This is a genomic window from Bradyrhizobium sp. Leo170, from assembly GCF_004296405.1.
GTDB lineage: Bacteria > Pseudomonadota > Alphaproteobacteria > Rhizobiales > Xanthobacteraceae > Bradyrhizobium.
The window spans coordinates 47,328-72,487 of record NZ_PSRR01000008.1 but is presented as its reverse complement, the minus strand read 5'-3'; the positions used below and the strand labels follow the sequence as shown (position 1 = coordinate 72,487).

Sequence of the window (25,160 nt, the reverse complement as noted above, 5' to 3'; positions counted from 1 at the left end):
AAAGCGGATTATTTTTTACGGGAGGGGTGGACAGACTTTTCGCTGATTTGCCCGTCGGGCAGTTTTTGCATAGCTCGCGTCTCAACACACGCCGTCATTCCCGGACGATGCGCCGCCTCGGGGCGCAGCTCCCGCGATTGTCAATTTCCGGACAAGGTCCGGGCTCTCGCTGGCCGCGCCTGCATCGACCGCGGCTTTCACAGTGCCAACGTCGCCTTGCACGATAATAGATATCGGTCCACCTCTGGGTTGTTGCCGAGCGACGAGCTTGACGTTAGCCGCCTTGGCCACGGCGGGCCCCTCCCAACAAAACTGCGAACTCATGCGTCCGTGCTTGAGATTCCTTTGTTTTCCAGACTACCGGCGAAAGTCGACAGCACCCGACTTCGGTTTCACGCTGCACCGCAAACCCTTTCGGCGCGCTGACGACAACTCCCCCCTGGTCGCGCGGAGATGATATAATGTTCGATATCAGGAGCCTCCGAAGCTCCGAGACCAAGGATTTCGCTTACGCAATCAACTGCGATCAAGACGACGGCGCTCGAGGAGATGCACTCCGAAATCAGGCAGACGATCGTGACTGCGGTCAGCCGACGCGGGAAATGGAGGACGTTATGGCGTGGCGTGACGACAAGGCCCGAGCAACCCTGATCCACGAGGCCGGTGGGAGCGTGCAGCCGGGCAAGACGCCCCGGGCCTTTGCCGAGCTTCTGTTTGGCCACAGTAACATCGAGGACCTCGCCAATTACGACGCCGCGTCCCTGGCCTTTCTGGCGGAACAAGCCTGGGAACATGTGCAGCGGCGGACAGCTGATAGCGCCGACATCCGCGTCATCAATCCGATGATGCCCGACGGGCGCGAGATTTCCGTGCTCGAAGTTCTCAACGACAACATGCCCTTCCTGTTCGATTCCACCATGGCGGAGCTCGCCGAGCAGGGCATCGAGGTCACGCTGGTCGCCCACCCGATCATTGCCGTGGAGCGCAACGAGCAGGGCAAGCTGCTGCATTTCTACGGCGAGGCGCTCCCCGAGGGGATAACGGGCGAGCGCGAAAGCCTGATTCACTTCCACATCGCACGCCTGGACGCCGAGGCCGACCGCCAGAAGCTGATCGACGGCCTCTCCAAGACGCTGAGCGACGTGCGCGCCTGCGTCACCGACTGGCGAGCCATGCGCGCCCGCGTGGAGCAGGCGATCAAGACCTTCAGCTCCAATCCGCCGCCGATGCCGATCGACGAGGTCGCCGAAGCCACCCAATTCCTGCAATGGCTGTGCGCCGACAATTTCACTTTTCTCGGCCTCCGAGAATACCGCTTCGCACCAGACAGCGATGCGCCGGACGACATCACCACCGGCGAAGGCCTCGGCATCCTGCGCGATCCCGATGTGAAGGTGCTGCGCCGCGGCGCCGAAATGGTGGTGATGACGTCGGAGATCCGCGCGTTCATGCGAGAGCCTACCCTGCTCATCGTCATCAAGGCCAATGTGAGCAGCCGCGTCCATCGCCGCGTCCGGATGGACTATGTGGGCATCAAGCTCTTTACGCCCGACGGCCGGCTTGAGGGCGAATTGCGCCTCGTCGGCCTGTTCACCTCGGCCGCCTATACCCGCTCGGTGCGGCAGATCCCCTATGTCCGCCACAAGGCGGCGCAGGTGCTCGAGCGCGCCGGCTTCGAGCCGGACAGCCATTCGGGCAAGGCGCTCCTGCATATCCTTGAAGAATATCCGCGCGACGAGCTCGTCCAGGTCGACGTCGAGACTCTCTACAATTTCGTCATGGAGATCCTGATGCTTTATGAGCGCCCCCGCGTGCGGGCGCTGGCGCGCGCCGACAAATTCGACCGTTTCGTCTCCATCCTCGCCTTCATTCCGCGTGACAAATATGACACCGACGTCCGCACACGCGTCGCAGGCTTCCTGGCGCAGGTCTATAAGGGGCAACTGGCGGCCTCCTACGCAGCCTTCCCTGAGGGGTCGCTCGCCCGCGTCCACTACATCATCGGGCGGTATGAAGGCGACACGCCTGTCATCGAGCGCGCCACGCTTGAAGCCGGAATCAGCGCCATCGCCGCAACATGGGCTGACAAGCTGAAAGCCGCGCTTGCGACCACCGCTGACGGCATGCGGGCCCGCCTGATCGCCAACCGTTATGCACGAGCCTTTACCGGCGGCTATACCGAGGTCTTCGACACCTCACAAGCGATTGCTGATATCGCCATCATCGAAAAGCTCACTGCCGCTCGTTCCGTGGCGCTTTCGGTTCACCGCATCGACGGCGACGATCCGACGCGTTTCGGCCTCAAGGTCTTTTCGCGCGGCGCGCCCCTGTCGCTGTCCTATCGGGTGCCGGTGATCGAAAATCACGGCCTGCGCGTCGTCAACGAGCGCACCTATGAGATCAGGCCGAGCGCCACGCCCGCACCCGCGCCGGTTTGGCTGCACGACATGACGATCGAGGCCAATGACGGCAAGCCGATCGTCATCACCGCGGAATTCGCCCGTCGCCTGGAAGCCTCGATCATGGCGGTGGTGGGCGATCGCGCCGAATCCGACGGATACAACGCGCTGATCCTGCGCACGGTCCTGAGCTGGCGCGAAGTTTCGGCCATCCGCGCCCTCTCCCGCTACCTGCATCAGATCCGCGCGCCGTTCAGCCAGGACTACATGTCGGAGACTCTGCGCAAGAACACCGCGATCACCACCAGCATCGTCGCTCTGTTCCAGGCTCGTTTCGACCCGCGCCTCACCGCCACCGACGCCGAGCGCTCGGCGCGCGAGACGGCCCTCCTCGCCGAGATCGAAGAGCAGCTCAAATCCGTCGCCTCATTGGATGAAGACCGCATTCTGCGCCGTTTCACCAATCTGGTGCAGGCCGCCATCCGCACCAATCTATGGCAGCTCGGTCCGGACGGGCATCCGCGGCCGGTGATCTCCGTCAAATTCGACGCGCGCAAGATTGAGGAGCTGCCTGCACCTCAGCCGCTCTACGAGATCTTCGTCTATTCGCCGCGCGTCGAAGGCATTCATCTGCGCTTTGGCAAGGTCGCGCGCGGCGGCCTGCGCTGGTCCGACCGGCCGCAGGATTTCCGCACCGAGATCCTCGGCCTGGTCAAGGCGCAGCAGGTCAAGAACGCCGTCATCGTGCCGGTCGGCGCCAAGGGCGGCTTCGTGCCCAGACGCCTGCCACCGCCTTCCAATCGCGAGGCCTGGATGGCGGAAGGCACCGAAGCCTACCGCATCTTCGTGCGCTCGCTGCTCGAACTCACGGACAATCTCGACGGCGACACGATCGTGCCGCCCGAAGACACCGTGCGGCACGATGGCGACGACCCCTATCTCGTTGTCGCAGCCGACAAGGGCACCGCGACCTTTTCCGACATCGCCAACGCGATCTCGACCGAGAAGGGACATTGGCTTGGCGATGCTTTCGCCTCCGGCGGCAGCCAGGGCTATGATCACAAGAAAATGGGCATCACCGCACGCGGCGCGTGGGAAGCGGTCAAGCGCCATTTCCGCGAACTCGGCACTGATATCCAGACCATGCCCTTCACCGCTGTCGGCGTGGGCGACATGTCCGGGGACGTCTTCGGCAATGGCATGCTGCTCTCGCCGGCGACCAGGCTCGTTGCGGCTTTCGATCACCGCGATATTTTCATCGACCCCTCACCCGATCTCGCCGCCAGCCACGCCGAGCGCCAACGCCTGTTCGACCTGCCGCGGTCGAGTTGGCAGGACTACGACAAGTCAAAGATCTCGCCGGGCGGCGGGGTATTCTCGCGTTCGCTCAAGGCAATCCCGCTGGCGCCGGAAGTGCGGACCCTGCTTGATCTCGACAAGCCGCAGCCTACCCCCTTCGAGGTGATGACGGCGATCCTCAAGGCACGCGTCGACCTCCTCTGGTTTGGCGGCATCGGCACCTATATCCGCGCGTCCGGAGAAAGCGACGATCAGGTCGGCGATCGCGCCAACGATCCGATCCGCGTCACCGGCGCTGATATCCGCGCGCGGGTGATCGGCGAAGGGGCCAATCTCGGCGTCACGCAGCGCGGCCGCATCGAAGCCGCACAGAAAGGCGTCAAGCTCAACACCGACGCCATCGACAATTCGGCCGGGGTCAACACCTCTGACGTCGAGGTCAATATCAAGATTGCACTGGCGCGCCCCGAACGCGAAGGGCGTCTCAGTTCGACCGACCGCAATATGCTGCTTGCCGCGATGACCGACGAGGTCGGAGCCCTGGTGCTGCGCAACAATTATCTGCAGACGCTGGCGCTTTCGCTGGCCGAACGCAAGGGCCTGGCCGAGGCCGGCTTCCTCACTCGGCTGATGCAATCGCTCGAGCAGCGCGGGCTCCTCAGCCGCGCCGTGGAATTCCTGCCGGACGATGCCGCGATTGCCGAACGCGCCCGGCGCGGCCAATCCTTGTCTCGGCCGGAACTTGCCGTGCTGCTGGCTTACGCCAAGCTGACACTTTACGACGATCTGCTCGTTACCAGCGTGCCTGATGATCCATATCTCGCCCGCGAACTATCCGAGTACTTCCCGCGCGAGGTGCAGGACAAATTCCCCACTGCGGTGGAACACCATCGCCTTCGCCGGGAGATTATCGCAACCAATCTCGCCAATGCGTTTGTCAATCGCGGCGGCCCGGCTTGTGTCGTGCGCCTGATCGACGAGACGGATGCCGACGTGTCGACCATCGCCATGGCCTTCGTGGCGGTTGACGAGTGCTACGGCCTGAAGCGGCTCAATGACGCGATCGACGGACTGGACACGCGCATCGACGGGCAAGTGCAACTGGGCCTCTACGCGGCGATACAAGATCTGCTGCTCTCCCGCATGCTCTGGTACGTGCGCAATGTTGATTTCAAGGCAGGCCTGGACTCGGTCATCGCCCGCTTCGGCCCGAGCATCCGCGAAATCGCCGCCGGACTCGACAAGACCCTGCCGGAGGATGTGCAGGCCGGGCGCAGCAAGCGGCGACAGGACCTGATCGATGCCGGCGTCCCGGCCGACCTCGCAGGTGATCTTGCGGATCTCGACGCCCTGGTCTCGGCACCGGATATCGTAACCGTCGCGGAGCGCACCAGGCGGACCATCGGCGACGCCGCCACGACCTTCTTCGCCGCCGAGGCCAATTTCCGCCTCGATCGCCTCATCGCCGCCGCACGCAGCGTGTCGGCAAACGATAATTACGAACGTCTCGCCATTGATCGCGCCGTCGACCAGATCGCCGCCGCCGAAAGAAGACTGGCTGCGGACATGCTTGCAACCGGCCAATGCGGCCAGCAAGCCGCGGGCGACTGGCTCGCCGCTCATCCTGAAGCAACGCGCATCCGCCGCTCGGTCGAGGAGATCGCAGCCAGCGGCCTGACGCTCGCCAAGCTGACGGTGGCGGCAAACATGCTGGGCGATATGGTGAAGAGCTGAGCGGGCTCGGAAGATCGCCTCGAGGCTGCCGGCTCGCACCGGCATTCGTCAGGCCGTCGGGAAGCGAGATTCCAGGAGATCGACCTCCCTGACCAACTTGCGGGCGATCTCGTCCGAGAGCTGTCGGCTGCGCGCGATGCGATACAGTTCGGCCCGTTCGGCGCGAAGTCCGACGAGACGGAGGCGGCGTTCGATGTCGTCGATTTTCTGCGCAAGTTCGGCTTCCTGACCGACCTTGGAACGTCCGTCGATACGCTGGCGATACAGCGCCATGATGCGAACGCCGGCATCGGTATAGAGATCGGCGTCAACTTGCCCTTCACCCATGTCATGCTGGGCCTGCTCGATCGCGCGGATCGCGGCTTCCGCCGCAGCGATGCGCGCTCGATCTTCTTCGGCCTGATGCGATGGCTCGGGTGGAAGCTCCAGATCCTTGAGCAAGAACGGCAGCGTTATGGTGGCGGCAACCAAAGATACGATGATGACGCCGCCGGCGAGAAAGATCGCGAGATCGCGTGCCGGAAATGGCGAACCATCGTTCATTGTCAACGGCAGTGTCAGTACGCCTGCAAGGGTAATGGCACCGCGCACACCGGCAATCGAGGTCGCCGCGATCAGGCGCCAGCTTGGAACATACGGCTTCTCGCCCTTCAGATGCGCGCGAAACAGCGTAAATCGTAGTGACGTCCAGACCCAGACGAACCGCAATGCTGCCAGAGCGAGATTAATCGCAACCACATAGACGAGGAGCCAGACTGGCGCATGATGCCCCGTCTCTTGGACCACTCTCGCCGCACCATCGAAGAGCTGCGGGAGCTGTTCGCCAAGCAGGACGAAGATCACGCCGTTCGCGGTGAACTGCACCAGGTCCCAGACGGCACCGCGACGAATGCGGGTCGCAGGTAATGCCTGGCCGCTCTGCTCGGCGTAGCTCATGGTGATCCCGGCGGCGACGGCCGCAAGAATGCCGGAACAATGCACGTATTCGGCCAGGAGATAGGCGCCGAACGGAATCAGTAAACTGATCAGTATCTGCGAGCCCGTCTCTTCGCCAAAATGGCGCGAGACCCAATTCTTCGCGACGGTCACGGCCCATGTCACAACGACGCCGATGGCGATGCCACCGGTAGCAAGCCAAAGGAACGTTCCGAACGCGGCGAACGCCGAAAACGAACCGGTCAGAGCGGCAGCAACGGCGAACCGCATGCAGACCAGGCCCGATGCGTCGTTGAGCAATGATTCCCCCTCGAGGATGTGCATCAGCCGGCGAGGAATTGGTATGCGCGCGGCAATCGCAGAGACGGCGATCGGATCGGTGGGAGAGATGACCGCGGCGAGCGCGAAAGCGATCGCGAGAGGCATCGCCGGAATGATCCAATTGACGAAATATCCGACACCGACGACCGTGAATACGACGAGGCCGAACGCCAATTCCAGGATCGTCCCCTTGTCGCGAAACAGTCCTTCCTTGGGGATGCGCCAGCCGTCCAGAAACAGCAGTGGCGGCAGGAACAGCAGAAAGAAAATGTCCGGCTTCAATTGGACGCCGAGGTCGGCCACCGCAGCAATGAGCACGCCGATGACGATCTGAACGAGCGGCATGGGAAGCGATATCGGCGACATGCGGGCAACCCCGCCGCTGACGACCACAGCCAGCAGCAGAATCAATGCAACGGTAATGGTCTCCACGCTCTCTCTCGCATGCGTAAAGTCTGGGGATTTGCTTTGCGGGCATCATAGCGACGCCACCCGAGTCATTCCACCATCCATCCCGCGCCCCACCTCCCCGCGGGGTCTGTACTCGCGTTCCAATTACAGGTATGGCAATGCACTGTCTCGGTCCTCAGGTTCTGGATGAACTTCCTGATGAACGATCGGTCGGCGAAATATCGCGAGTTCTTCGCCAAATACGTTGCCGGAAACGCAAACCCAGGAATCGCGAACGCATTTGCGCTCGTCCCACGCGAACGGTTCGCGGGGCCGGGTCCGTGGTCGATCCGTTGCGGCGACGGTTACATCCGCACGCCGGACGACGATCCCGCATTCATTTACCAGGACGTCTTGATCGGGCTCGATCCCGATCGTGGCATCAATATCGGAATGCCCAGCGCCCATGCCGCCTGGCTGGACAAAATGGATTTGAGAGAAGGCGATCGGGTCATCCAGGTGGGGGCTGGAACCGGATACTACACGGCAGTCATTGCAGAGATCGTTGGAGCTTCCGGCACCGTCACCGCCTTCGAGATCGATGAGGATCTGGCCGCGCGTGCGCGACAAAATCTGAAGGACTACAGCCAGGTCTTGGTGCACACTGGGTCCGGAATCGGCCGCGAATTGCCTAAGGCCAACGCCATCTACGTCTGCGCGGCGGCAACAGCTCCGAGCTGGGCGTGGATCGATGCCCTGCTTCCCGGCGGTAGGCTGATGTTTCCGTTGGCACCGGAATTCGGACTGGGCGGTATGCTGCGCGTGACGCGGCCCCAGGCTGGTGACCGGTGGCCCGCAACCTTCGTGTCGCGCGCGCGGTTCATCGGCTGTACGGGATTGCACGGCGATCCAGAGGACCGTGAGCGTCTCATCAACGCCTTCACCGAAGGTTGGGATCGCGTGCGATCGTTACGGTTTGATGATCGAACCGACCGGACGTGCTGGTTTGCCGGCGATGGCTGGTGGCTCTCCACCGCCGAGCCGGCATGACGGTCTCTCTTCAGGGCGCGCGGCTGCTTCCCTTCATCCAAGGAGCTTCTGCTTGGCACCGATAATCCGAAGCCCGAAGGTTGACGAGCTGCCCAGCCTTATGGCTTGGCGCCGATCTTGATATGGATCGCGTCGGTGCTTTCCTGATTGTCCGGGACCTGTTTCACGATTGCGGTCAATCCCTCGTTCCGCATGGCGTGCAGAAGGACAGCGGCTGGCTTGCCAGCCGCTCCCCAATCCGAGTGTCGCGATTCGGCGATCTGCACTTCAACCCCTTTGAACACGACGATGCCGGCCGCGGGCTTTCCTGGCGGGATATATCCAGAGCCTTGTGCAACCGCCTGTCTCTTCCAGCCAGCGGCATCAAGCGCCTTTCCGACATCTTCCATCAAGGCAACAGCTTCGGGGTCAAGCTCGACCGAGAAATCGAACGGAGTGCCACGAAATTCCTTGAGGGCACCGGCAATCCGCTGTTGGGATGCGGGGCCGAACCTCCTCGGGCTATCGGCCCAATATTCCAGAGCGACGCCGACCAGGACGAGAGCGGCAAACGTGATCGCCAGTCCTCGCTCCCAGGCGCCTTTCGAAATCCCGAGAACCAGAAGAGCGACCTCGCCGCTCAACCCTACCAGAAGCAGGATCTCCCCGATCTCCTTCAGCCAACTGAAGAGGACCAGGGAAAAGGCGGCGGTATTTAACATCAAGCTCTCCAAGTCGCAGGCTGGCAGGCGGCTTGGGGGACCGCATCACTCGTAACTGCGGGTTCGACATGCGAAGGTCTGGACCTAAGCAACGGGAGATTAATAAGTCGCTAGCGGTCAGGGTGCGCGTCGTGCGGTGGTTCGTCGCGCGGACCACGCGGTCCTAAGATGCGCGCCGGGACAGCTCCGCTGGTGCAGCGCGCCGCTCAAAATAGAACTGCGAACTCGTATGTGATTAAGATTTTCAATGGTGCTGGACAGAGCGCGGCAATCAATGCGCGATCACCGCGCATTCGGCAAGGCCCGAGGCTCGACCAGCAGGCCCTGTCGTTCGTAGCGGCGGCGAGTTCTGCTGAAGCGCACGACGACGGCATATCGGGTACTGTTCGCCTTCGCTCGCCGCGTGAGCAGGGCATCGCCCGCCGGCAGAAACTCGAGATCATCGAGGCCAACGCAGTGCAGGCACGCCGGGCCGGGCGCCTCCATCATAAGGAGATCGCCGGTGCCGCCGCACCGATGGCATGTCCACTCCCTGTTCAATGGCTGGATGACCACCAGTTCCGGGCCACGGCTTGCCTTTTCCGCGAGGCGCTCACGTTTCGTTTCCGAGAGTTCCGGCGATACCCAATTTGTCCGATATGACACCTCGATCTCAGCGTTTCCACTTCGACTGAAGCGCAGCGCTTGGCGCTGCGGCGTACGAGCAACATAGGCTGTCGGGCTTGCGATCAGTCCTTTCGCGGTCACCCAAGACTGGAATAGCTGCATGGCTTCCGAGATGCGCGGTGGATTGACCTGGACAACTTCCTCCAGGCAATCGACCTGCCCGCGCTGCCAGCGCTCGACCGCTCCGGGGTCGAGCCACCCGATCCCGACAAGGACGTCGATGGCGCTCACAAAGTGCCGGGCGACAAGTGCCTCTTCGGCTGCCTTGGCGACGCGATCGCCCAGTGGAACCCGATTCTTCCGGCTCATCGTAGCTCAGCATCCCCTTCTAATCGACGCCGGGTCCTGGCCTGCGGTAACGGGTCCCGCCTCGGCCTTCGCGCTGAACAACGCCCGCGCGTTGCCCGGTCTCGACGGGCAGGATCGGACATACGGATGAGTTGAGCAAGAGCTCAACCCATCCGAGGCACTGAACAGATTTCTCTGTTTGCGGCCGACAGACTGCCGTTTCGCGAATCAACGTCCGGCGTTAACGATTGTGAAAAGCTGGCGGTCCAACTCGGGAGAGTTTCATGGCCTTTCCTCTCGTCCAACAGCAGCCGATCTTGGCTTCCGGCAGGGATATGCCTTTGACACGTGCGGACATCCTTGCCCGCTATCTTCGCCTTCGGGAAATCTCCAAGAGCCTTCATGAGGAAGTTCTTAGGTCCATATCCGACGACGCATTACTGAAACAAGCGCGTCGGCTCGGATTGGCACGAGGAAAGACGTTGCTTCTCGATGACATGGACGAGATCTACTACGTCTACGACCTCGCCATCTACACCGCGCCGCCGGATCGTTCGCGGGCGATCGACCGCTATGCGAAGTCGGCCAAGTTTGAGGCGCAGTCCGACGAACGACTGATGCTGGATGCGATGCGCAGGTCGCAGTTTGCAATACTCCAGATCGAACAACGTCACGACGTGGTGGGCCTGATCGCCACCGACATTCTCCACAACTCCAAAGTGTGGCTGCTCGATGTCGGGCTTGAGAGCTCGATGGACGATGGAGAATTGATCGCTACCAGGCTGCTCACCCCTGGGCCGTTCTCGATGACCGCCGGCGTCAACGTTCCGTTCGAGATCGAAATGCTCGAGCCGATTTGCATGCTGCTGCCGCAGCGCACGGGCAACAGCAGGCTCAGCCAGATAGCGGACCACAGGCACTTCGCCGAAGCCGTCTATAAGGTGGGGCTCGCGGATGGCGTCATGGATCGAATGGCCTATTTCGATCCTGCCGGCGGGGCCTGACCTCAGCTCGGACAAATTTGCGAACTGGCCAGTTCCAAAATAAAAATCCGCCGACCTACGGTGAACATTCAATTATCGAGCAACATCCGCTGGAAGCGCTGTTTTCTTATCGACGGGTCGCTTAGCTCCCCTGTAATGACTTCATAGTCCGCCAAAGCGGCCGTTCATACGCGATCCACGCACGCAATTGCGTCGATGCTAGCCTGCGAAGCAGTCTAGGCGCCAAAATCAAGAACAATGTTAGAGTGAACAAGACTACGGCGGAGAGAGTGTCAGTCAACCCCCATTGAAAGATAAAGCATTTTTGTCCCTCCTAGACCAAGACTCACCGTTTGAGCTACGGCCGGGAAATGGGGTTTGGAGCAGCTCAGGCACGAAGCAGGTTTGGATTGGCTCATCCCAACGGACACCTTCCGGATAGTATTTTACACTTGGATACTGCACCCGAATCCCTCCATGCAGTACCGCTTGGCGGTTTGCGCTGCATCCGAAGCGGTGCCGAACTATCCCTTACGATTGCTGCGGAACGCGGCTCCCGCGCCTGATCCACACGGCGATGGTGGGTCCGACGACTGCCACGACGCAAAGGGCCGAAAGCACGGCGCTGATCGGCCGCGTAACAAAGATCGTGAAATCCCCGCCGCTCAAAAAAAGCGTTTCGCGCAACGCCTTCTCGAAAATCGGGCCGATCACCAGCCCGAGAATCATCGGCGCGAGGTCAAAACCGATCTGGCGCAAAACCGAGCCGACGACTCCGAAGCCGACCAGAACGCAAAGGTCCCAGTAGCTGTTTCGCACCGTGTACACGCCGACGAAGCTGATGGCGAAAATGAAGCCGATCAATGCGTATTGCGGCACGCGCAGCAGCCGAACCCACATCCCGACCAGCGGCAAATTCAGAGCGAGCAGCGCCACATTGCCGATATACATGGACGCGAGGAGGCCCCACACGACGTCCGGATGTTGGGACAGCAGCAGCGGCCCGGGCTGTATGCCTTGAACGATAAGCGCCCCGAGCATCAACGCCACGTTCGGCGTGAAAGGAATCCCGAGACTCAAGACAGGCACCAGCGCGGAGGTTGCGACCGCATTGTTCGCCGCTTCCGGCCCGGCAAAGCCCTCGATCGCTCCCTTGCCGAACTCGTCCCGGTGCGTTCGGGCAATGGCCTTTTCGACGCCGTAGGACGCAAAGGTCGATGTGAGAGAGCCCGGGCCGGGCAACAGTCCGATAAGAAAGCCGATGCCCGACCCTCGCACGATGGCAGGCCACGCACGCGACCACTCGCGGCGTGTCGGGATCATTTCCCGCAAACGCACGGTGGTGGCACGCGGAAATCCTTCGTTCGAGGCGAGGACGTGGAACAGCTCGCTCAGTCCGTACAGGCCCAGCGCGACCGGCACGAGATCGAAGCCCAATGCCAACGTACTCGTGTTGAATGTAAAGCGCGTGTCTCCACTGACGGCATCGACGCCGATCGTCGCCAGAGCCATGCCGACCAAAAGCATGACCATGTTCTGGGCTGGATCGTTTCCAGTGATGCGCACCAGCGTCAAACCGCCCAAAAGCGCCAGAAGGCAGAACTCCGGAGACGAGAAGCGCAGCGCAACGTCGGCGAGCAGCGTGGTGAACAGGCTGAGCCCGACAATGCTGATCGTTCCGGCGATGAACGATCCCACGGCGCAAATCATCAAGGCAGCGCCGGCTCGCCCCTTTCTCGCGAACTCGTAACCATCGATCGTCGTGACGATAGATCCGCTTTCACCGGGGATCCGGAGGAGGATCGCCGTGGTCGATCCGCCATACATGGCACCGTAGTAAATCCCAGCCAACATGATCAGACCGGTCACTGCGGAAAAATGGATCGTGATCGGCATCAGGATTGCCATCGCGCCCAGCACGCCGAGACCTGGCAGAACGCCGGTAGCGGTGCCCACAAGCGCCCCGAGCAGTGCGGCCGCAATGTTCACGGGCTGGAGAGCCACGGCGAACCCGCCAAGCATGTTACCGAGCAGATCCATGATCAGCCCCTGAAAATGACAGTGAGAAGGGAGCCGAACGGCAGCGATACCTTCAGGCCCAATGAGAAGACAATCCAGAACGCAACAGGTGTTGCCACGCTGAGAACGACGGCGCTCGTCCATGGTGCGCCGGCAAGACGTCCCATCAACAGGAGGAAGACCCCCGTCGTCAGGAAAATCCCAAACAAGGGCAGCCCGACGATGAACATCACGCAAAGGGAAAAGGCGACCCCGACGCGCAGCGCCGCGCTGTCCCGGGGCCAGAGACCGAGATCAGCAGATGCGCCGCGGTTACGAACCGTCACGAATGCGCCAAATACCACCCAGCAGACCCCCACCACGACGGGTACGGCGCCGACGCCCGTTCCCGGTGGGTCGCCCATCGGCAGTTCGATGGCCTGATAGAGATAGAACAGTCCCGCAGCCGTCAGAATGAGCGATGCGAGCCTGATTCCCGTGGTCGATGCCGGAGCATTGGCCGCTGTCGAAGCCTCGGTCTTGATGACTATCGCCTGGTCCATCTGCGGCCTACTTTCCGCTCGGAGTCGATGGAGCCGTGGCGTTGAAGATCTCCGTGAACTGACGGGTCATCTTCTCGCCATCGGTGAATTGCACCTGAATGTTCTGAGCGGTGAGCACCCGCACAAAGTCGGGATCAGACACGGCCTGCTTCACGGCCTCGACGATAACGCGACGTTTGGCCTCTGGAATTCCCTTCGGAGCATAGACCACGTAATCGCTGGTGGTGACGACGTCGTAGCCCAGTTCCTTGAACGTCGGGACATCCGGGTTCGAGCTCATCCGCTCGGGACCGAACACCGCCAACGGGCGCGCTTTTCCGACTTCGACCTGGGCCTTCAGCCCCGGCCAGGTGAGCGCCGCAAGTTCGGTGTTCTTTCCGAGGAAGGAGGCAACGCCGTCCGCATCGCCGCTATAGGGGACGAACCTCACGTTGATGTTCGCCTTCTTGGCGAAAGCGTCCCAGGTGTACTGATTGATTCCGCCCGCAATGCTGGCGACCTTCAGCTTCCCGGGGTTCTCCTTCGCGTACTTCACCACGTCATCCAGCGTCTTCAACGGCGAGTCCGCCTGAATACAGACGGTGTTGTAGACGATGCCAATACCGCCCAGAATATCGTACGTGCTGGGGTTTCCCCAGGACAATCCCTTGACCGTATGCACGGCGATCGTCATCGGACTGTTCGTTGCGACACCGATCTGGTATCCGTCCGGCTCGGCCGTGACGACGGCGGTGACACCGCGCGTTCCGGCTCCCCCGGCAATGTTCTCAATCGCAACCGGTTGCTTGAGCGGCTTTTCAAGCGCTCGTCCAAGCGCGCGGCCAATCGCGTCCGATCCGCCGCCAGCGCCGTAATTGACGGTCAGGGTGACCGGCTTCGTGGGAAATTGACCTTCGGCGGCGTGCGCGCACGCGCCGGCAAGGGAAAGACTAGCAGCGAAGTTCATTACAACTAGCATGCGCATCTTGAGCGATCCTCGAATTGTCCGGTGAACGATCTGAGGCCGGCTATCGACCGGGGCGCCCTCAACTCTGGACGCGCAGATTCGTCCCTTATCCAGGAACCGTTGCCTCGAGATCACGAGCTGACGATATTTTGATAATCACTTGTGTACAAGCACAAAACTCGTTCGCAAGCGCACAACTTGCGCGCAAATGAACTTGCGACTCAGGAATAGCGTTGCGCCGGCCGTCAGCCGGTGTGCATGGGTCCCGCCGCGCAGCCGTCCGAATGCTCTTTCTGACATCAGGCCCAGCCACGCTCCGTTACGATTGAAGGTTCGTCGGAGGGACGCGACCTATGTCGCCGGAACGACGCGTTCGCGGCGGTCAAGCGTCCTTCCACCAAAGTCAAACACGCGACACCGAAGCAGTCTTCATCGTGGCTTCCGTTTCCGTGTCGACCTTAAAGCCCTTCGCGGACAAATCACGACCGAGCGTCTCTGGAAGCAGAAGAGAGGCGATAATGAAGACAGTCGCAGCAGGAAGGGCCACCGCAACCATGCCGCTGAGCAAGCTTCCGCCGAAGTGGGCCGCCGCAAGAGGCACAATCACAGGCGCCATGCTGCCAAGCCCGCGACCGCCCATATAGAACGTCGACACCGCCGTCGCACGCAGGTTGACCGGATAGAGCTCAGATATCCAGACACCGGTCACGCCCAGCGCCACGTTGCCCATGCCGAAGGCGATGTAGAGCCAGAACATCGGCCACTCAAGCTTCGATCCGGCGTAGAGCTCGCTACCCCACAAGGCCATACCGACCAAAGACCCGATCCAAAACAGCGCGGGCACAAGAGCTCCGATGCGGCGGCCGGCCCTATCGTTGAGGAAGCCGTTCGCAAGATAACAGATGCCGCTGACCACGGAGAGCAACACAGCGGTCGAGCGAACGACATCACCAGGGGTATGCATGTCCCGCAGCAACAGCGTCGGAATGAAGGAGACGACGCTGTAGTAGCAGAGCATGTAGCTCATCAGCCACACAAAGGCGACGATGGTCTGCCGTGCAAGCGCGTTGCGGAATAGATCCGCAAGAGGAAGTGTACGGGCTTCTGCAGTAGCTCGGCCGGCCTTGCGTTGCGCCTCATACTCCAGCCAGATCTTGGATTCAGGCATGAAGAAGCGAATGAAGATAATCAGTAGGATGGGTACGCCGCCACTCAGCAAGCCGATTCGCCAGCTCCACTCGTCGCTGAACGTCGCAATCAGCCAGATGCCGACGATCGAAGCGGTGGATGATGCAATCACGGCGCAGCCCTGAAGCGCCGCCGCGCCCAGACCCCGGCTGCCCTTCTTCCAGGCCTCGTTGAAGAGCACCATGCCGACGCCGTACTCGCCGCCAAGACCGATGCCGGTGATGAACCGTAACACGGCAAGAGACCAGTAATTCCATGCGAACGCCGAAATGATCGCGGCAATGGAAAACAATGCGATCGTGAGTTGAAGCGAGGTCTTTCGGCCAAGTCGATCACCGATGACGCCGAATAGCGCTCCGCCGATGGCCGATCCGAACAATGTGAGAGCTTGCAGCGAGCCGACCTCGGTCAGCGATAGCGACATCGATCGCTGGATCGCAGGCAAGAGAAACGGAAATATCAGAACGTCGTAGAAATCGAGTATGTAGCCCAGCATCGCTGAGATCATAATCGAATACCGTTGCCGCGGCGTGTAGTCTTCCGAACTTGAGATGGTTGCCGACATTTGACGCGTTTCCTGTTGGAGGATTGAAGTCGATAGACGTGACCGAGACACTTGCCGCGTCTTCGAGAGTCGAAATGCGACTTCGGTATCATTGGGAGTCGCGAACGCGACCCCGGCATCATTCGGAGTCGCATTCGCGACTCCGGGTTGCGTGCTTGATGCGCAGGGCCTAGCGGCCCGGCGCCCTCAGCTCGGGATAAGCAAACTCGCCCTTGTCGAGGATGTGGATATCGTCGAGCCACAGGCTGCAGCCGCGAAGCGGGATGTCCAAATGACACGGCGTGTCATTCGTACCGCCGAGCTCCGTGTTCGGACCCGTCGAGAACAGGACGTTCCCGTAGAAGGAGAGCGCATTCATGATGTGCTCCGACGAGAGCTCCTGGGAAGCCGCGATGTGGTGCCAGGTGGCACGCTCGTTCGACCCCCAGCCGATATGCGAGATCGCCCAGCCGCGCGGATCGCCGAAGCTGTCGATATAATTCTTGATGAGCAGCGCGTCGGTGCCTTCGCCCTTGAGGTCGACGATGTAGCCGTCCTTGATGGTCAGCGTGACCGGCGACTGGATGTAACGCTTGAACGCGCAGAGGATGTCACCGGGCATCAGCACCACCGTGCCGCTGACCTCGCCGTCGGTCGCCTGAGTGAAGGCAAAGCCTGACGGGAAGTGATCCCAGCGCCCGGGCTCATCCGTGTATCCGTATTCGGAAATGACCGGGTATTGCTTCAGGCCATAAGTTACATCCGTTCCGCCGGGCGACGTGATCCGCATTTTGCTGGCCGACTGCAGGAGGGTTCGAGAGAGCTCCGTTCGCCGGCGCAGATCTTCGGTCGGGAACATCTTCTTGAGGATGTGGAATGGCTCCATCACGCGCAAGATGCGCGTGCCCGCTTCCTGAATTTCGGCTTGCTCACGAGAGAACAGCAACCCCAGGAGATCGATCACCATATCCACGCGCTTGAGCGTATCGATCGCCGGCTGGTTGCCCGTGAGCGCATGCCGGCCCTGCAAGCCCGCGACCTTGCCCTGGCCGTACTTGGGCACGTTGAGATGAAAGGTCGTTGCGCCCAGGCTTTGCGCGGCCAGCATGAAGGCTTGGGCGTATTCCTGCTGATCCTCGCCGCCGCTCAGGACCGCAACGACTTCGCCCTTCTTCACCTTGCAGAGCGTCAGCTCGGCCTTGAAGAGCTCAAGCATTTCAACATCAACGATTTGTCGGGACATCTTCACTGATCTCCTGTTTGCCGAACGTAGACACGCGGCCGTCGAACCGATCGCGCGGTCGCGCTAGAAGCTCTTCAACGATCGAAAGGAAGCCGTCGGTATCGTCGATCTGCATTTGGTGACCCGCGCTTTCCAGCGTCCTGATCGCGATGGACGGCAGCAATCTGCGAATTTCTTCTTCATCTTCGGGCCGAATGACCCCTCCCCGCCCGGCGACGATCAATGCGGTGGGGACGCTGAGATGGGCGAGGTCGCGGTGAATATCATCGTGATGAAAGCCCTTGTGGCTCTCGATGAGCGCGCGCTCGTCGCAGGTATGCATCCACTCGGCCCGGGTGCGGATGTGCTGCTCGGGCCACCACGGAGCAGAGGGGCTTCGCAGCGCCGCGTCGGCTTCTCCGCGCTTCGCGCTTTGAAGCAATTTGAGAAGCGGTTCGACCGGAATCGGATAGGCGCGACGTCCAGGACCGGAGACCGGCGGATCGACCAGTATCAGTTGGTCCATGGACGATGGCCGCCAACGCGCGGCGCGGATTCCGATGCGGCCACCCATCGAGTGGCCCAGCAGCGTATAAGGGCCCATTCCAAGCACTTCAGCGAACCCGATGAGGTCGGATGCGCATGCGTCGAGCGAATAGTTGAGGTGCGGGCCGCCTTCAGAAAGGCCGCGACCGCGGACATCGAGCACGAAAACGTCGTGTGCGGAGCACAGGCGCTCTGCGATGAAGGCCCATTGCGCCGCAGTCGTCGAGATGCCGGGGACAATGACGATCGCCGGCCCGGACCCGCCGAACCGCAGATAGTGCTGCCGAATGCCGTTGGCGCGCACATGCGCGCCGTAAAGCAATCCGGATGCCGCGGCGCCGCTCACGTCTGCTGATCCTTTATGCGGTCATCCGACAGCGCGTGAAGCCGCTCGATGGCGGCCTGCGTCGGCATGACATCCGCGTATTTGCTGGCGATATCGAACAGGTTGACGGCGTGGGATGTGGGCGAGCGGTCGTAGACGGCGTCGCTCGGCACAATCGATTTGAAGTTCAGCGCGCACGCATCCACGACCGACGCCCGCACGCAGCCGCTGGTCGTGCAGCCGGTCACCACCAGCGAGTCGACGCCGGCACCGATCAGATAAGTCGCAAGCGGAGTGCCGAAGAACGCGCTTGCCTGCGTCTTCGGTAGGAGCAACTCGCCGGGCTCTGGAGCCACCTCGCGGACGAAGTCATAGCCCTCGGGCGGGATCCGCATGATACCAGGGATCTTCGCGGAGAACGCGCCCTGGTCCTGGCCCACCTTCCGCGCGACATGCGGGAAAATCACCGGCCACTCTTTCTCGCGAAACAGCCGTACCAATTCGGCGATGTGTGCGATCGCATGCCAACCGGCCTCGCCGCAGCTGGTGGGGTATTGCTTGATCGCTTCGCGGATCGGCATCGGCCGGTCGCCGACCGAACGATACTGCACGTCGATGACCAGCAATGCTGGTCGTTTGCCGAATCCCGCCGCGCCACCCAGCCCGGCGAGCGCATAGGTCTCGCGCTCGTCCAGCGGTATCACATCGTCCCAGGGTTGCTTGGTGCCAGTCACTGTTGCGCTCCAGCGGTCCCAATCGTGAGCACGTCAGTGAAGCGGCACGGTGGTCGCGTCGTACTGGTAGATCCAATCGTATCGCGCAGCCGTCGCTTCCGGCGCCCATTGCGTCTTGATGTAGTTACCCGCTGTTTCGGCCTTGCACAGTGCCTGGTTATGGAAGATCGGCAGCATGCCGGCCGCGGACTTCACGACCTTGGTGGTACGATCGAGCCGCAGGCCCTGATACGTCTTGAGTGCCGCCGCGATGTCATCGGGATTCTCCTCGAAACAACGCGCGAGGACGGATGCATCCTCCAGGGCCATGTTCACACCCTGCCCGAGGTACGGCAGCATCGAATGGCAGGCGTCGCCGAGCAGGGTGATGCGTCCCTTCGACCACGTACCCAGCGCCGGCCGCACGAACAGGCCCCACTTATTCAGGGTATCCACATTCTTGACCAGCTCGATGATGTCCGGATGCCAGCCCTCGAAGTCCTTCAGGCATTCCTCGACCGAGCCCTTCTCCGACCAGGATTCGAGCAGCCAATCGTTATGGTCGACCTGGCCCGAAAAGGTCATCATGACCGTGTTCTGCCAGCGCACTGGATAGGCCGTGACATGCGCGGTGGGCCCGATCCAGGTTGCCACCTCGGGTTCGCGCTGATGCGGCGCAAGGCGTCGACCGGCACGAGACCACGCCAAGCGATGGCCTTCGTGTACTGGCTCTCGATGTTGCCGATGAGACCAAGACGAACCTTCGAATGAGCACCGTCTGCGCCGATCAGGGCGCGTCCTTCGATTTCGGAGCCGTCAGCGAGCTTGGCCCGAATCCCTTCGTCGTTTTGACTGAAGCCGACAACGTGGCCGTTCAGATGAATGGCACCCGGCTTCAACTGACGCACGCCGTCAACGAGGATCTTCAGCAGGTGAGCGCGCAGCAGCAAATAGGGCTGGTTGCGCGCCGCGTCGGAGCTGCGGTTGTAGAGGGGCCACCTATCACCGGTGTTCCAGAGGCGGATCGAGCGTCGCTCGGCCGCAATGCAGTTCTGCTCGACCTGTTCGGTGAGGCCGAGATCCCGAAGAACGCGCACGCCGTTCATGGAGATCCAAAGACCCGCTCCCACCTCGCGCAACTCGGACGCTTGCTCAAACACGTCACAGTCGATGCCGCGACGAAGCAGCGATAGTGCCATCGCCAAGCCGCCAATGCCGGCGCCGGCAATGAGGACGCTTGATTTACTGACCTGTTCAATGCTCATGACATCTCCAAACGATAATTGCGCTATCTCGCAAGGGGTTAGGCGGCATCTTCGGAGACTTGCTCGACTGCAAGGCTCCTTACGGCCTCGAAAATCTTGGTGTATCCGGTGCAACGGCAAAGGTTGCCGTGCAGGTAGTGACGGATTTGTTCGTCGGTGGGGTGCGGCGTCGCCTTCAGCAACGCTGTGACCGCCATGATGAAGCCCGGCGTGCAGAATCCGCACTGAAGGCCACCGTGAAGCACGAACGCCTTCTGAATCCGCGATAGGCCATCGGACGGCGTCACGCCCTCAATTGTCGTGACTTCGCGCTGATCGACATCGACGGCGAGTGTGGTGCAACTCGATATCGGTTCACCGTCGAGCAGAACGGTGCAGGCGCCGCACACCTCCATGTCGCAGGAGCGCTTGGTTCCCTTCAGGCCAAGGCGATCCCGGATAAGATCGATCAATAGCGTATGGGTCGGAACCTCGATCGCGATCGCCTGACCGTTCAACGAGAATGAAATGGGCAGCACATGTGTCATTTCACGCGCTCCCGCCTGCGGCGATCGCTTCTTCGGCGTTTCGCAGAAGCAAGACACCTGCAAGGTGGCGCTTATAGTCGGCGCCGCCATGCCGATCCTCGTTGACTTCAAGCTCATCCAGCGCCGTCGGGAGCACCGCCTCGATAGCCGGGCGGACTTCGGCGACGGATATGCCCTGGAGGGCGTCTTCGACGGCCTTCAGGAGCTGAGGTCGCGAACCGAGCGCTCCGACCCGCACGCGGGCGCTTGTGATCGTCCTTCCGCCGGCGCCGAGCGACCAGGCCATCGCGACATTCACCGAGGGCCTCTCACCATGCTTGAACCGCCGATAGGTCACCGGCCCGGTAGGGCGCGGAAACGCAATGACCGTCAGCAACTCATCCGGCTCCCGCACCGTTTCCAGCTCGCTCCGGATGAAATCGTCAGCGTGAACGACACGCGTGCCGCTGGGGCCAATAAGCACCAGCCGCGCGTCCAGCGCCGCGAGCATAGTCGGCGGATCGGCGTGGGGCTCTCCGAAGCACAGATTGCCTCCGATCGTTCCGACGCTGCGGACCCTGACGTTTGCGACGTTGGCACAGAGCGAGGACAGCGCCGGCACGTACTCGCGAATAACAGGATCACTGGCGATCTTCTTGTGCGTACAGCGTGCACCGATTTCGATGTCATTCGCATCGTTCAGAGCAATGCGATCAAGTCCAACGATTCCCTTGATGTCGACAAGCCGGTCCGGATGGATGACGCGCATCTTCATCGCCAGCAGCAGTTCAGTTCCGCCGGAGTAGAACATGCCGTCGCCGGACTCCCCGACCGCACGCACGGCGTCGGCGATCGTCGAAGGCCTCTCGAATTCGAAGGGTGACGGCAGCATGATCAGGTCGCGCCCAGCATTTCTTTGAGCCGCTTCTCGAACTCTTCGAAGTTCTGATCGACGCGACGCTTGATGACGCCGAACCCCATGGTCGCGAGGCGGCCTTGCACGTCGACCTTCGCGTCCACAGCGAATGTGGACCCCGCCCCTTCCGGCGTCACGGTCACGTCGAGAACAACCGCCAGCCTCGTCCCGGTGATCTTGTCGCGACCCGTGGCGCGCGTGCGGACGTGAGACGGCTCCGTTACCGATTCAACGATGATGTCGGCCGGGACCTCGACCTTGAAAGGACCGATCTTCTGTTTGACGGTCGCTTTGTAAGTTGCAAGCCGCTCGATTTCCTCGACGTTTTCGCAGCCGGGGATGCAACCCGATATGCGAGGGATGTCGAGCAGCGTGCTCCAAAGCTCCGCCGGCGTCGCTGGCACCACCATCGACATATTGAATTCCATGATTCAGCTCCTCTTCTGCAGGGCGCGCCATACCTTTTCGGGCGTCATTGGTAGGTCGGTGATCCGAATGCCGTAGGTGGAGAACAGCGCGTTGGCGATCGCTGGCGCGACCGGGAGGATCGCTCCCTCGCCCATTCCCTTGGCGCCGCCTGGACCAGGTCCGTCGCCATTTTCGACAAGGATGGTGTCAAACACGGGGGGAACGTCGGAGATGCGCGGGATCGAATAATCGATCGGCGTCGCATTGATGGGTTGGCCATCCTCGAACTCCAGCACTTCATAAAGCGCGTGTCCGAGGCCCATGACGGCAGCCCCCTCGTCCTGCCCTTCCGCGGCGACGCGATTGATTACGCGGCCGACGTCAGCGGCGCTGGCATATCGAGGGACTTGGATTTCGCCGGTGTCTTCATCGACAACGATTTCAGCGAGGCCCGCCGAAGTCTCCCAGAACAGGGGGGACTCGACCAAGGCGCCCTTCTTCGAGCGCGGCGTAATCGCGCCGCGGCCGATGACCTCTCCCGAGTCGACACCCAACGTGCGGTGAAAAATCTGATGGAAGGTGAGAACCTCCGATCCAGTCGATACACCACCCTCAACGAGCGACAGGTTCTCCCGGGGAAGCTCCCAGACGCCAGCAACCATTTCGAGGATCTGATCAGCCGCGTCGAGCGCAGCATTTTCGACGGAAAGGCCGACGACAACGGTCGATCGGCTTGCGCCGGTGCCCCAATCGTAAGGGGCGACGGCGGTATCGGTGCGCAAGACGGTTACCGCCGAGGTCGGCTGCTTCAAGGTCTGCGCCGCGATCCGCCCCATTGTCGCGTGTGCACCCTGGCCGACTTCGATGCTGGAGACCGAAACGAGGATCGACCCGTCGATCTTGAGACGTACGATCGCGTTACTGATCGGCGTATTGGCCGGATCGGTTGCGGCGACTGCCAGTCCGCGCGCCTGCCGGTTGGATGCTTGCACCTCCGATGCGAACGACTGGGTCACCCGACCCATCAGCTCGCCCATATCCATGTCGAGCGCCCGCAAATCGGGGCGGATGCGTTCACCGCGGGACGCCAAATTCAGCAACCGAAACTCGGCCGGATCCATGCCGATTGCCGCCGCAACATTATCCATGTGCGATTCTTTGGCCCAAACAGCTTGCGGTCCTCCGATCGAGCGGAATGCCGCACCTGGAACGGTGTTCGTGTAGACCGCGCACGCCTCGAGACGCAGATTGGGCACCACGTAAGGGCCCATGATGCGATTTGCCGCTTTCGTGGCGACGGCTGAGCCTGTGTCGGAATATGCCCCGCCATCGAGCAGCAGTTCGGCGCTCTTGGCGACGATCCGTCCCTTGGCGTCCACAGCCGTTCGAATCGTAATGTCAGCGCCCAACCGTCGGCAGGTGAGCATTGAGTCGGTCATGGATTGCGCAATGCGAACGGGACGCCGCACCTTCCACGATGCAGCGGCAACCAAAGGCTCGATCTTCACCGAGGCCTTGCCGCCAAACCCTCCGCCGACAAACGGAACGATCACGCGGACCTTGGCCAACTGCAGCCCATAGAGTCGCGACAGCACCTTCTGAACAGCGGTCGGCGTTTGTGCACCTGCCCAAACCGTCAGGGAGTCCCTCTGGAAATCCGCAATGACCGTATGCGGCTCCATTGCGAAGTGAGAAATGGCTGGAAAGGTGAAACGATCTTCGTGGATGTAGGCCGCGGCCGCCTCCGCAGCCTCAACGTCTCCGACGTTATTCCGGTAAGTGTGGAATATATTGCTGTTCTGGGTCGGCCGGGCGCCGCCCTTAAAATAGAAGTCTTCGAGATTTTCGTGGCGCTCATGGATGAGCGGCGCGTCTTCCGCCAGGGCTTCCCGGATGGTCGTTGCGCGCGGAAGCTCGTCGTATTCGACATCGACCATTTCTGCGGCATTTTCCGCGACCTCGATCGTCTCCGCGATCACCACTGCGACGGGCTCGCCCACATATCGCACGCGGTCGGTCGCGATGATCGGCCGGTCTTTAAGCACGACGCCCCAGCAACCGAACGAAGCGACATCTTCGCCGACGAGCACGTCCACGACGCCGTCCATCGATCGTGTGGCGCTCGTATCGATCGAAACGATGCGCGCGTGAATGGCCGGCGAGCGAACCACAAACCCGTGCAGCATTCCCGGAACCGTCAGGTCGGTAACGTACTCGGCGCGTCCCGTGACCTTCTCAATCAGGTCGGGTCGAACGGAACTCATGTTGTCAGTTGCCGACATCCGCAAATCCGATGGTATCCAGATGCCTCCGCCGAAGGTTGCAGGGGCCTGCTTGGCTCCTCACGAAGGCAATCCGCGGACGCTAAGCTATTTAGCACTCGCATACAAGCGCTACGCTTGTACACAATTGGTGAGATCGTGTGCATCGGCCCAGAATCGGAGGCAGGGCGCAACAATTCGCTTGCAGCCAATGTTCACCGCCGCGCGGTTTCAATCCTTCGATGTTCTAGATTTCAGCGCCCGGAAGACCGATGCGCCGGAAAAAGGGCAGCCGTCGCCGGAGCGCCTCGACGCGGCAAAGCGCGATAAAGCAGACTGAGGTCGAACAAAGATGGATTCCTGAGTTCAACGAATGTAGACAAACGACCGGCGCCGAAGACTTTCGGAGCTGAACATTCACACTTTTCTCAAAACGAGCTAAGGCAACGTGCCGCGAGGGGACGAAAGTCGTGCAACCGAAAACAAAGGGGCGCTCGGCGGAGAGGCTGAAGGAAGCTGTACAGTCCTACAGGCTGGATGACGCACCGGGCTTCTTATTGCGCGTCGCGCTCCGTACTCACACGTCCATCTTTGCCGCGAAGATGATTGAAGGACTAACTGCACCCCAATTCTCAACGCTGGCGAAATTGAGGGAGGTCGGACCTTGCTCTCAAAACCACTTGGGACGGCTGATTCACTACGACTCAGCCACGATCACCGGCGTTATCAATCGTCTCAAATCCCGCGGCCTGATCAAGAGCTCCGAGGATCCTTTAGATCCACGACGGCGAGAAATCGATTTGACTGAAAAGGGCAGGCGGGTAGCGGACGCCGCGATCGAGACTATCGGCGAGATTTCAAGCGAGACATTCGCTCCCTTGACCCGGGAAGAATTTCGAACGCTTACCGAAATCCTCAAGAAAATCATACGCCGCTGAGCCGGCCGCGGTCCACATTACGATCATCGATGAGCCGAATTCGCTGGCCAAACG

22 protein-coding genes are annotated in these 25,160 nt (G+C 61.4%); 5 read left to right on the top strand and 17 right to left on the bottom strand.

Annotated elements, in window-relative coordinates:
• Positions 1-81 precede the first annotated feature (81 nt).
• Positions 82-324 (bottom strand): BMC domain-containing protein, encoded by a 243-nt coding sequence (locus tag CWO89_RS49380; protein ID WP_130577210.1) that lies wholly within the window; start codon positions 322-324, stop codon positions 82-84.
• Positions 325-602: 278 nt separating this feature from the next.
• On the opposite strand from CWO89_RS49380, the gene CWO89_RS03175 reads away from it, so the two are divergent.
• Positions 603-5,432: an NAD-glutamate dehydrogenase gene (locus CWO89_RS03175; protein WP_130577209.1), complete on the top strand. Its 4,830-nt coding sequence runs from the start codon at positions 603-605 to the stop codon at positions 5,430-5,432.
• Positions 5,433-5,480: 48 nt separating this feature from the next.
• Here CWO89_RS03175 and CWO89_RS03170 read toward each other — a convergent pair whose 3' ends face one another.
• Entirely contained in the window at positions 5,481-7,121 is a 1,641-nt protein-coding gene (locus CWO89_RS03170; RefSeq protein ID WP_130577208.1) for a Na+/H+ antiporter, read from the bottom strand.
• 177 nt (positions 7,122-7,298) lie between these two features.
• On the opposite strand from CWO89_RS03170, the gene CWO89_RS03165 reads away from it, so the two are divergent.
• Positions 7,299-8,129, top strand: a complete 831-nt coding sequence (locus tag CWO89_RS03165; protein ID WP_130577207.1) for a protein-L-isoaspartate O-methyltransferase family protein — start codon at positions 7,299-7,301, stop codon at positions 8,127-8,129.
• Positions 8,130-8,227: 98 nt separating this feature from the next.
• On the opposite strand, the gene CWO89_RS03160 is transcribed toward CWO89_RS03165, so the two are convergent.
• On the bottom strand, positions 8,228-8,830 hold the full coding sequence (locus CWO89_RS03160; protein WP_130577206.1) for a hypothetical protein: 603 nt from the start codon (positions 8,828-8,830) through the stop codon (positions 8,228-8,230).
• Between the two features lie 282 nt (positions 8,831-9,112).
• A complete protein-coding gene (locus CWO89_RS03155) occupies positions 9,113-9,727 on the bottom strand; it encodes a hypothetical protein (RefSeq protein ID WP_245475675.1) in 615 nt (204 codons plus the stop codon).
• A gap of 341 nt (positions 9,728-10,068) precedes the next feature.
• On the opposite strand from CWO89_RS03155, the gene CWO89_RS03150 reads away from it, so the two are divergent.
• On the top strand, positions 10,069-10,788 hold the full coding sequence (locus tag CWO89_RS03150; protein ID WP_130577204.1) for a DUF7986 domain-containing protein: 720 nt from the start codon (positions 10,069-10,071) through the stop codon (positions 10,786-10,788).
• A gap of 510 nt (positions 10,789-11,298) precedes the next feature.
• Here the strand turns inward: CWO89_RS03150 and CWO89_RS03145 are convergent.
• The 13 genes from CWO89_RS03145 to CWO89_RS03090 form a co-directional block, all read right to left on the bottom strand.
• Complete coding sequence (locus CWO89_RS03145; RefSeq protein WP_245475681.1) at positions 11,299-12,789, bottom strand: tripartite tricarboxylate transporter permease; 1,491 nt, start codon at positions 12,787-12,789, stop codon at positions 11,299-11,301.
• 20 nt (positions 12,790-12,809) lie between these two features.
• A complete protein-coding gene (locus CWO89_RS47540) occupies positions 12,810-13,328 on the bottom strand; it encodes a tripartite tricarboxylate transporter TctB family protein (protein ID WP_130577202.1) in 519 nt (172 codons plus the stop codon).
• 7 nt (positions 13,329-13,335) lie between these two features.
• Entirely contained in the window at positions 13,336-14,409 is a 1,074-nt protein-coding gene (locus tag CWO89_RS03135; RefSeq protein WP_130577201.1) for a Bug family tripartite tricarboxylate transporter substrate binding protein, read from the bottom strand.
• Positions 14,410-14,677: 268 nt separating this feature from the next.
• Positions 14,678-16,027, bottom strand: a complete 1,350-nt coding sequence (locus CWO89_RS03130; RefSeq protein ID WP_130577200.1) for an MFS transporter — start codon at positions 16,025-16,027, stop codon at positions 14,678-14,680.
• A gap of 169 nt (positions 16,028-16,196) precedes the next feature.
• Positions 16,197-17,249 carry a 2,5-dihydroxypyridine 5,6-dioxygenase NicX family protein gene (locus CWO89_RS03125; protein WP_130577199.1) on the bottom strand — a complete coding sequence of 351 codons (1,053 nt, stop codon included), beginning with the start codon at positions 17,247-17,249 and terminating at the stop codon, positions 16,197-16,199.
• A complete protein-coding gene (locus tag CWO89_RS03120; RefSeq protein WP_130577198.1) occupies positions 17,230-18,120 on the bottom strand; it encodes an alpha/beta fold hydrolase in 891 nt (296 codons plus the stop codon). The genes CWO89_RS03125 and CWO89_RS03120 overlap by 20 nt, the downstream gene beginning before the upstream one ends.
• The gene (locus CWO89_RS03115; RefSeq protein WP_130577197.1) at positions 18,117-18,833 is read right to left on the bottom strand and encodes an isochorismatase family protein; all 717 of its coding nucleotides are present in this window, start codon (positions 18,831-18,833) and stop codon (positions 18,117-18,119) included. The genes CWO89_RS03120 and CWO89_RS03115 overlap by 4 nt, the downstream gene beginning before the upstream one ends.
• Positions 18,834-18,866: 33 nt before the next feature.
• Complete coding sequence (locus CWO89_RS48780; RefSeq protein WP_283813495.1) at positions 18,867-19,400, bottom strand: FAD-dependent monooxygenase; 534 nt, start codon at positions 19,398-19,400, stop codon at positions 18,867-18,869.
• Positions 19,397-20,077: an FAD-dependent oxidoreductase gene (locus CWO89_RS48775; protein ID WP_283813494.1), complete on the bottom strand. Its 681-nt coding sequence runs from the start codon at positions 20,075-20,077 to the stop codon at positions 19,397-19,399. The genes CWO89_RS48780 and CWO89_RS48775 overlap by 4 nt, the downstream gene beginning before the upstream one ends.
• A 38-nt stretch (positions 20,078-20,115) precedes the next feature.
• On the bottom strand, positions 20,116-20,604 hold the full coding sequence (locus CWO89_RS03105; protein WP_130577196.1) for a (2Fe-2S)-binding protein: 489 nt from the start codon (positions 20,602-20,604) through the stop codon (positions 20,116-20,118).
• A gap of 1 nt (position 20,605) precedes the next feature.
• On the bottom strand, positions 20,606-21,475 hold the full coding sequence (locus CWO89_RS03100; protein ID WP_130577195.1) for an FAD binding domain-containing protein: 870 nt from the start codon (positions 21,473-21,475) through the stop codon (positions 20,606-20,608).
• Positions 21,476-21,477: 2 nt separating this feature from the next.
• Positions 21,478-21,915, bottom strand: a complete 438-nt coding sequence (locus CWO89_RS03095; protein ID WP_245475674.1) for an SRPBCC family protein — start codon at positions 21,913-21,915, stop codon at positions 21,478-21,480.
• Positions 21,916-21,930: 15 nt separating this feature from the next.
• Positions 21,931-24,171, bottom strand: coding sequence for a xanthine dehydrogenase family protein molybdopterin-binding subunit (locus tag CWO89_RS03090; RefSeq protein ID WP_245475673.1), 2,241 nt, complete (start codon positions 24,169-24,171; stop codon positions 21,931-21,933).
• 208 nt (positions 24,172-24,379) lie between these two features.
• On the opposite strand from CWO89_RS03090, the gene CWO89_RS48770 reads away from it, so the two are divergent.
• Complete coding sequence (locus CWO89_RS48770; RefSeq protein WP_283813493.1) at positions 24,380-24,508, top strand: hypothetical protein; 129 nt, start codon at positions 24,380-24,382, stop codon at positions 24,506-24,508.
• Positions 24,509-24,638: 130 nt separating this feature from the next.
• Positions 24,639-25,106, top strand: coding sequence for a MarR family winged helix-turn-helix transcriptional regulator (locus CWO89_RS03085; protein WP_165420968.1), 468 nt, complete (start codon positions 24,639-24,641; stop codon positions 25,104-25,106).
• The last annotated feature ends 54 nt before the right edge of the window (positions 25,107-25,160 follow it).

Excerpts from the sequence above, each read along its gene's own strand:
- CWO89_RS03095 (WP_245475674.1), bottom strand. The coding sequence starts at position 21,915 with ATGTCGATGGTGGTGCCAGCGACGCCGGCGGAGCTTTGGAGCACGCTG.
- CWO89_RS03175 (WP_130577209.1), top strand. The coding sequence starts at position 603 with ATGGAGGACGTTATGGCGTGGCGTGACGACAAGGCCCGAGCAACCCTG.
- CWO89_RS47540 (WP_130577202.1), bottom strand. The coding sequence starts at position 13,328 with ATGGACCAGGCGATAGTCATCAAGACCGAGGCTTCGACAGCGGCCAAT.
- CWO89_RS03130 (WP_130577200.1), bottom strand. The coding sequence starts at position 16,027 with ATGTCGGCAACCATCTCAAGTTCGGAAGACTACACGCCGCGGCAACGG.
- CWO89_RS03100 (WP_130577195.1), bottom strand. The coding sequence starts at position 21,475 with ATGCTGCCGTCACCCTTCGAATTCGAGAGGCCTTCGACGATCGCCGAC.
- CWO89_RS03125 (WP_130577199.1), bottom strand. The coding sequence starts at position 17,249 with ATGTCCCGACAAATCGTTGATGTTGAAATGCTTGAGCTCTTCAAGGCC.
- CWO89_RS03090 (WP_245475673.1), bottom strand. The coding sequence starts at position 24,171 with ATGAGTTCCGTTCGACCCGACCTGATTGAGAAGGTCACGGGACGCGCC.
- CWO89_RS03150 (WP_130577204.1), top strand. The coding sequence starts at position 10,069 with ATGGCCTTTCCTCTCGTCCAACAGCAGCCGATCTTGGCTTCCGGCAGG.
- CWO89_RS03160 (WP_130577206.1), bottom strand. The coding sequence starts at position 8,830 with ATGTTAAATACCGCCGCCTTTTCCCTGGTCCTCTTCAGTTGGCTGAAG.
- CWO89_RS03165 (WP_130577207.1), top strand. The coding sequence starts at position 7,299 with ATGAACGATCGGTCGGCGAAATATCGCGAGTTCTTCGCCAAATACGTT.
- CWO89_RS48780 (WP_283813495.1), bottom strand. The coding sequence starts at position 19,400 with ATGATGACCTTTTCGGGCCAGGTCGACCATAACGATTGGCTGCTCGAA.
- CWO89_RS03105 (WP_130577196.1), bottom strand. The coding sequence starts at position 20,604 with ATGACACATGTGCTGCCCATTTCATTCTCGTTGAACGGTCAGGCGATC.
- CWO89_RS48770 (WP_283813493.1), top strand. The coding sequence starts at position 24,380 with ATGTTCACCGCCGCGCGGTTTCAATCCTTCGATGTTCTAGATTTCAGC.
- CWO89_RS49380 (WP_130577210.1), bottom strand. The coding sequence starts at position 324 with ATGAGTTCGCAGTTTTGTTGGGAGGGGCCCGCCGTGGCCAAGGCGGCT.
- CWO89_RS03145 (WP_245475681.1), bottom strand. The coding sequence starts at position 12,789 with ATGCTTGGCGGGTTCGCCGTGGCTCTCCAGCCCGTGAACATTGCGGCC.
- CWO89_RS48775 (WP_283813494.1), bottom strand. The coding sequence starts at position 20,077 with ATGAGCATTGAACAGGTCAGTAAATCAAGCGTCCTCATTGCCGGCGCC.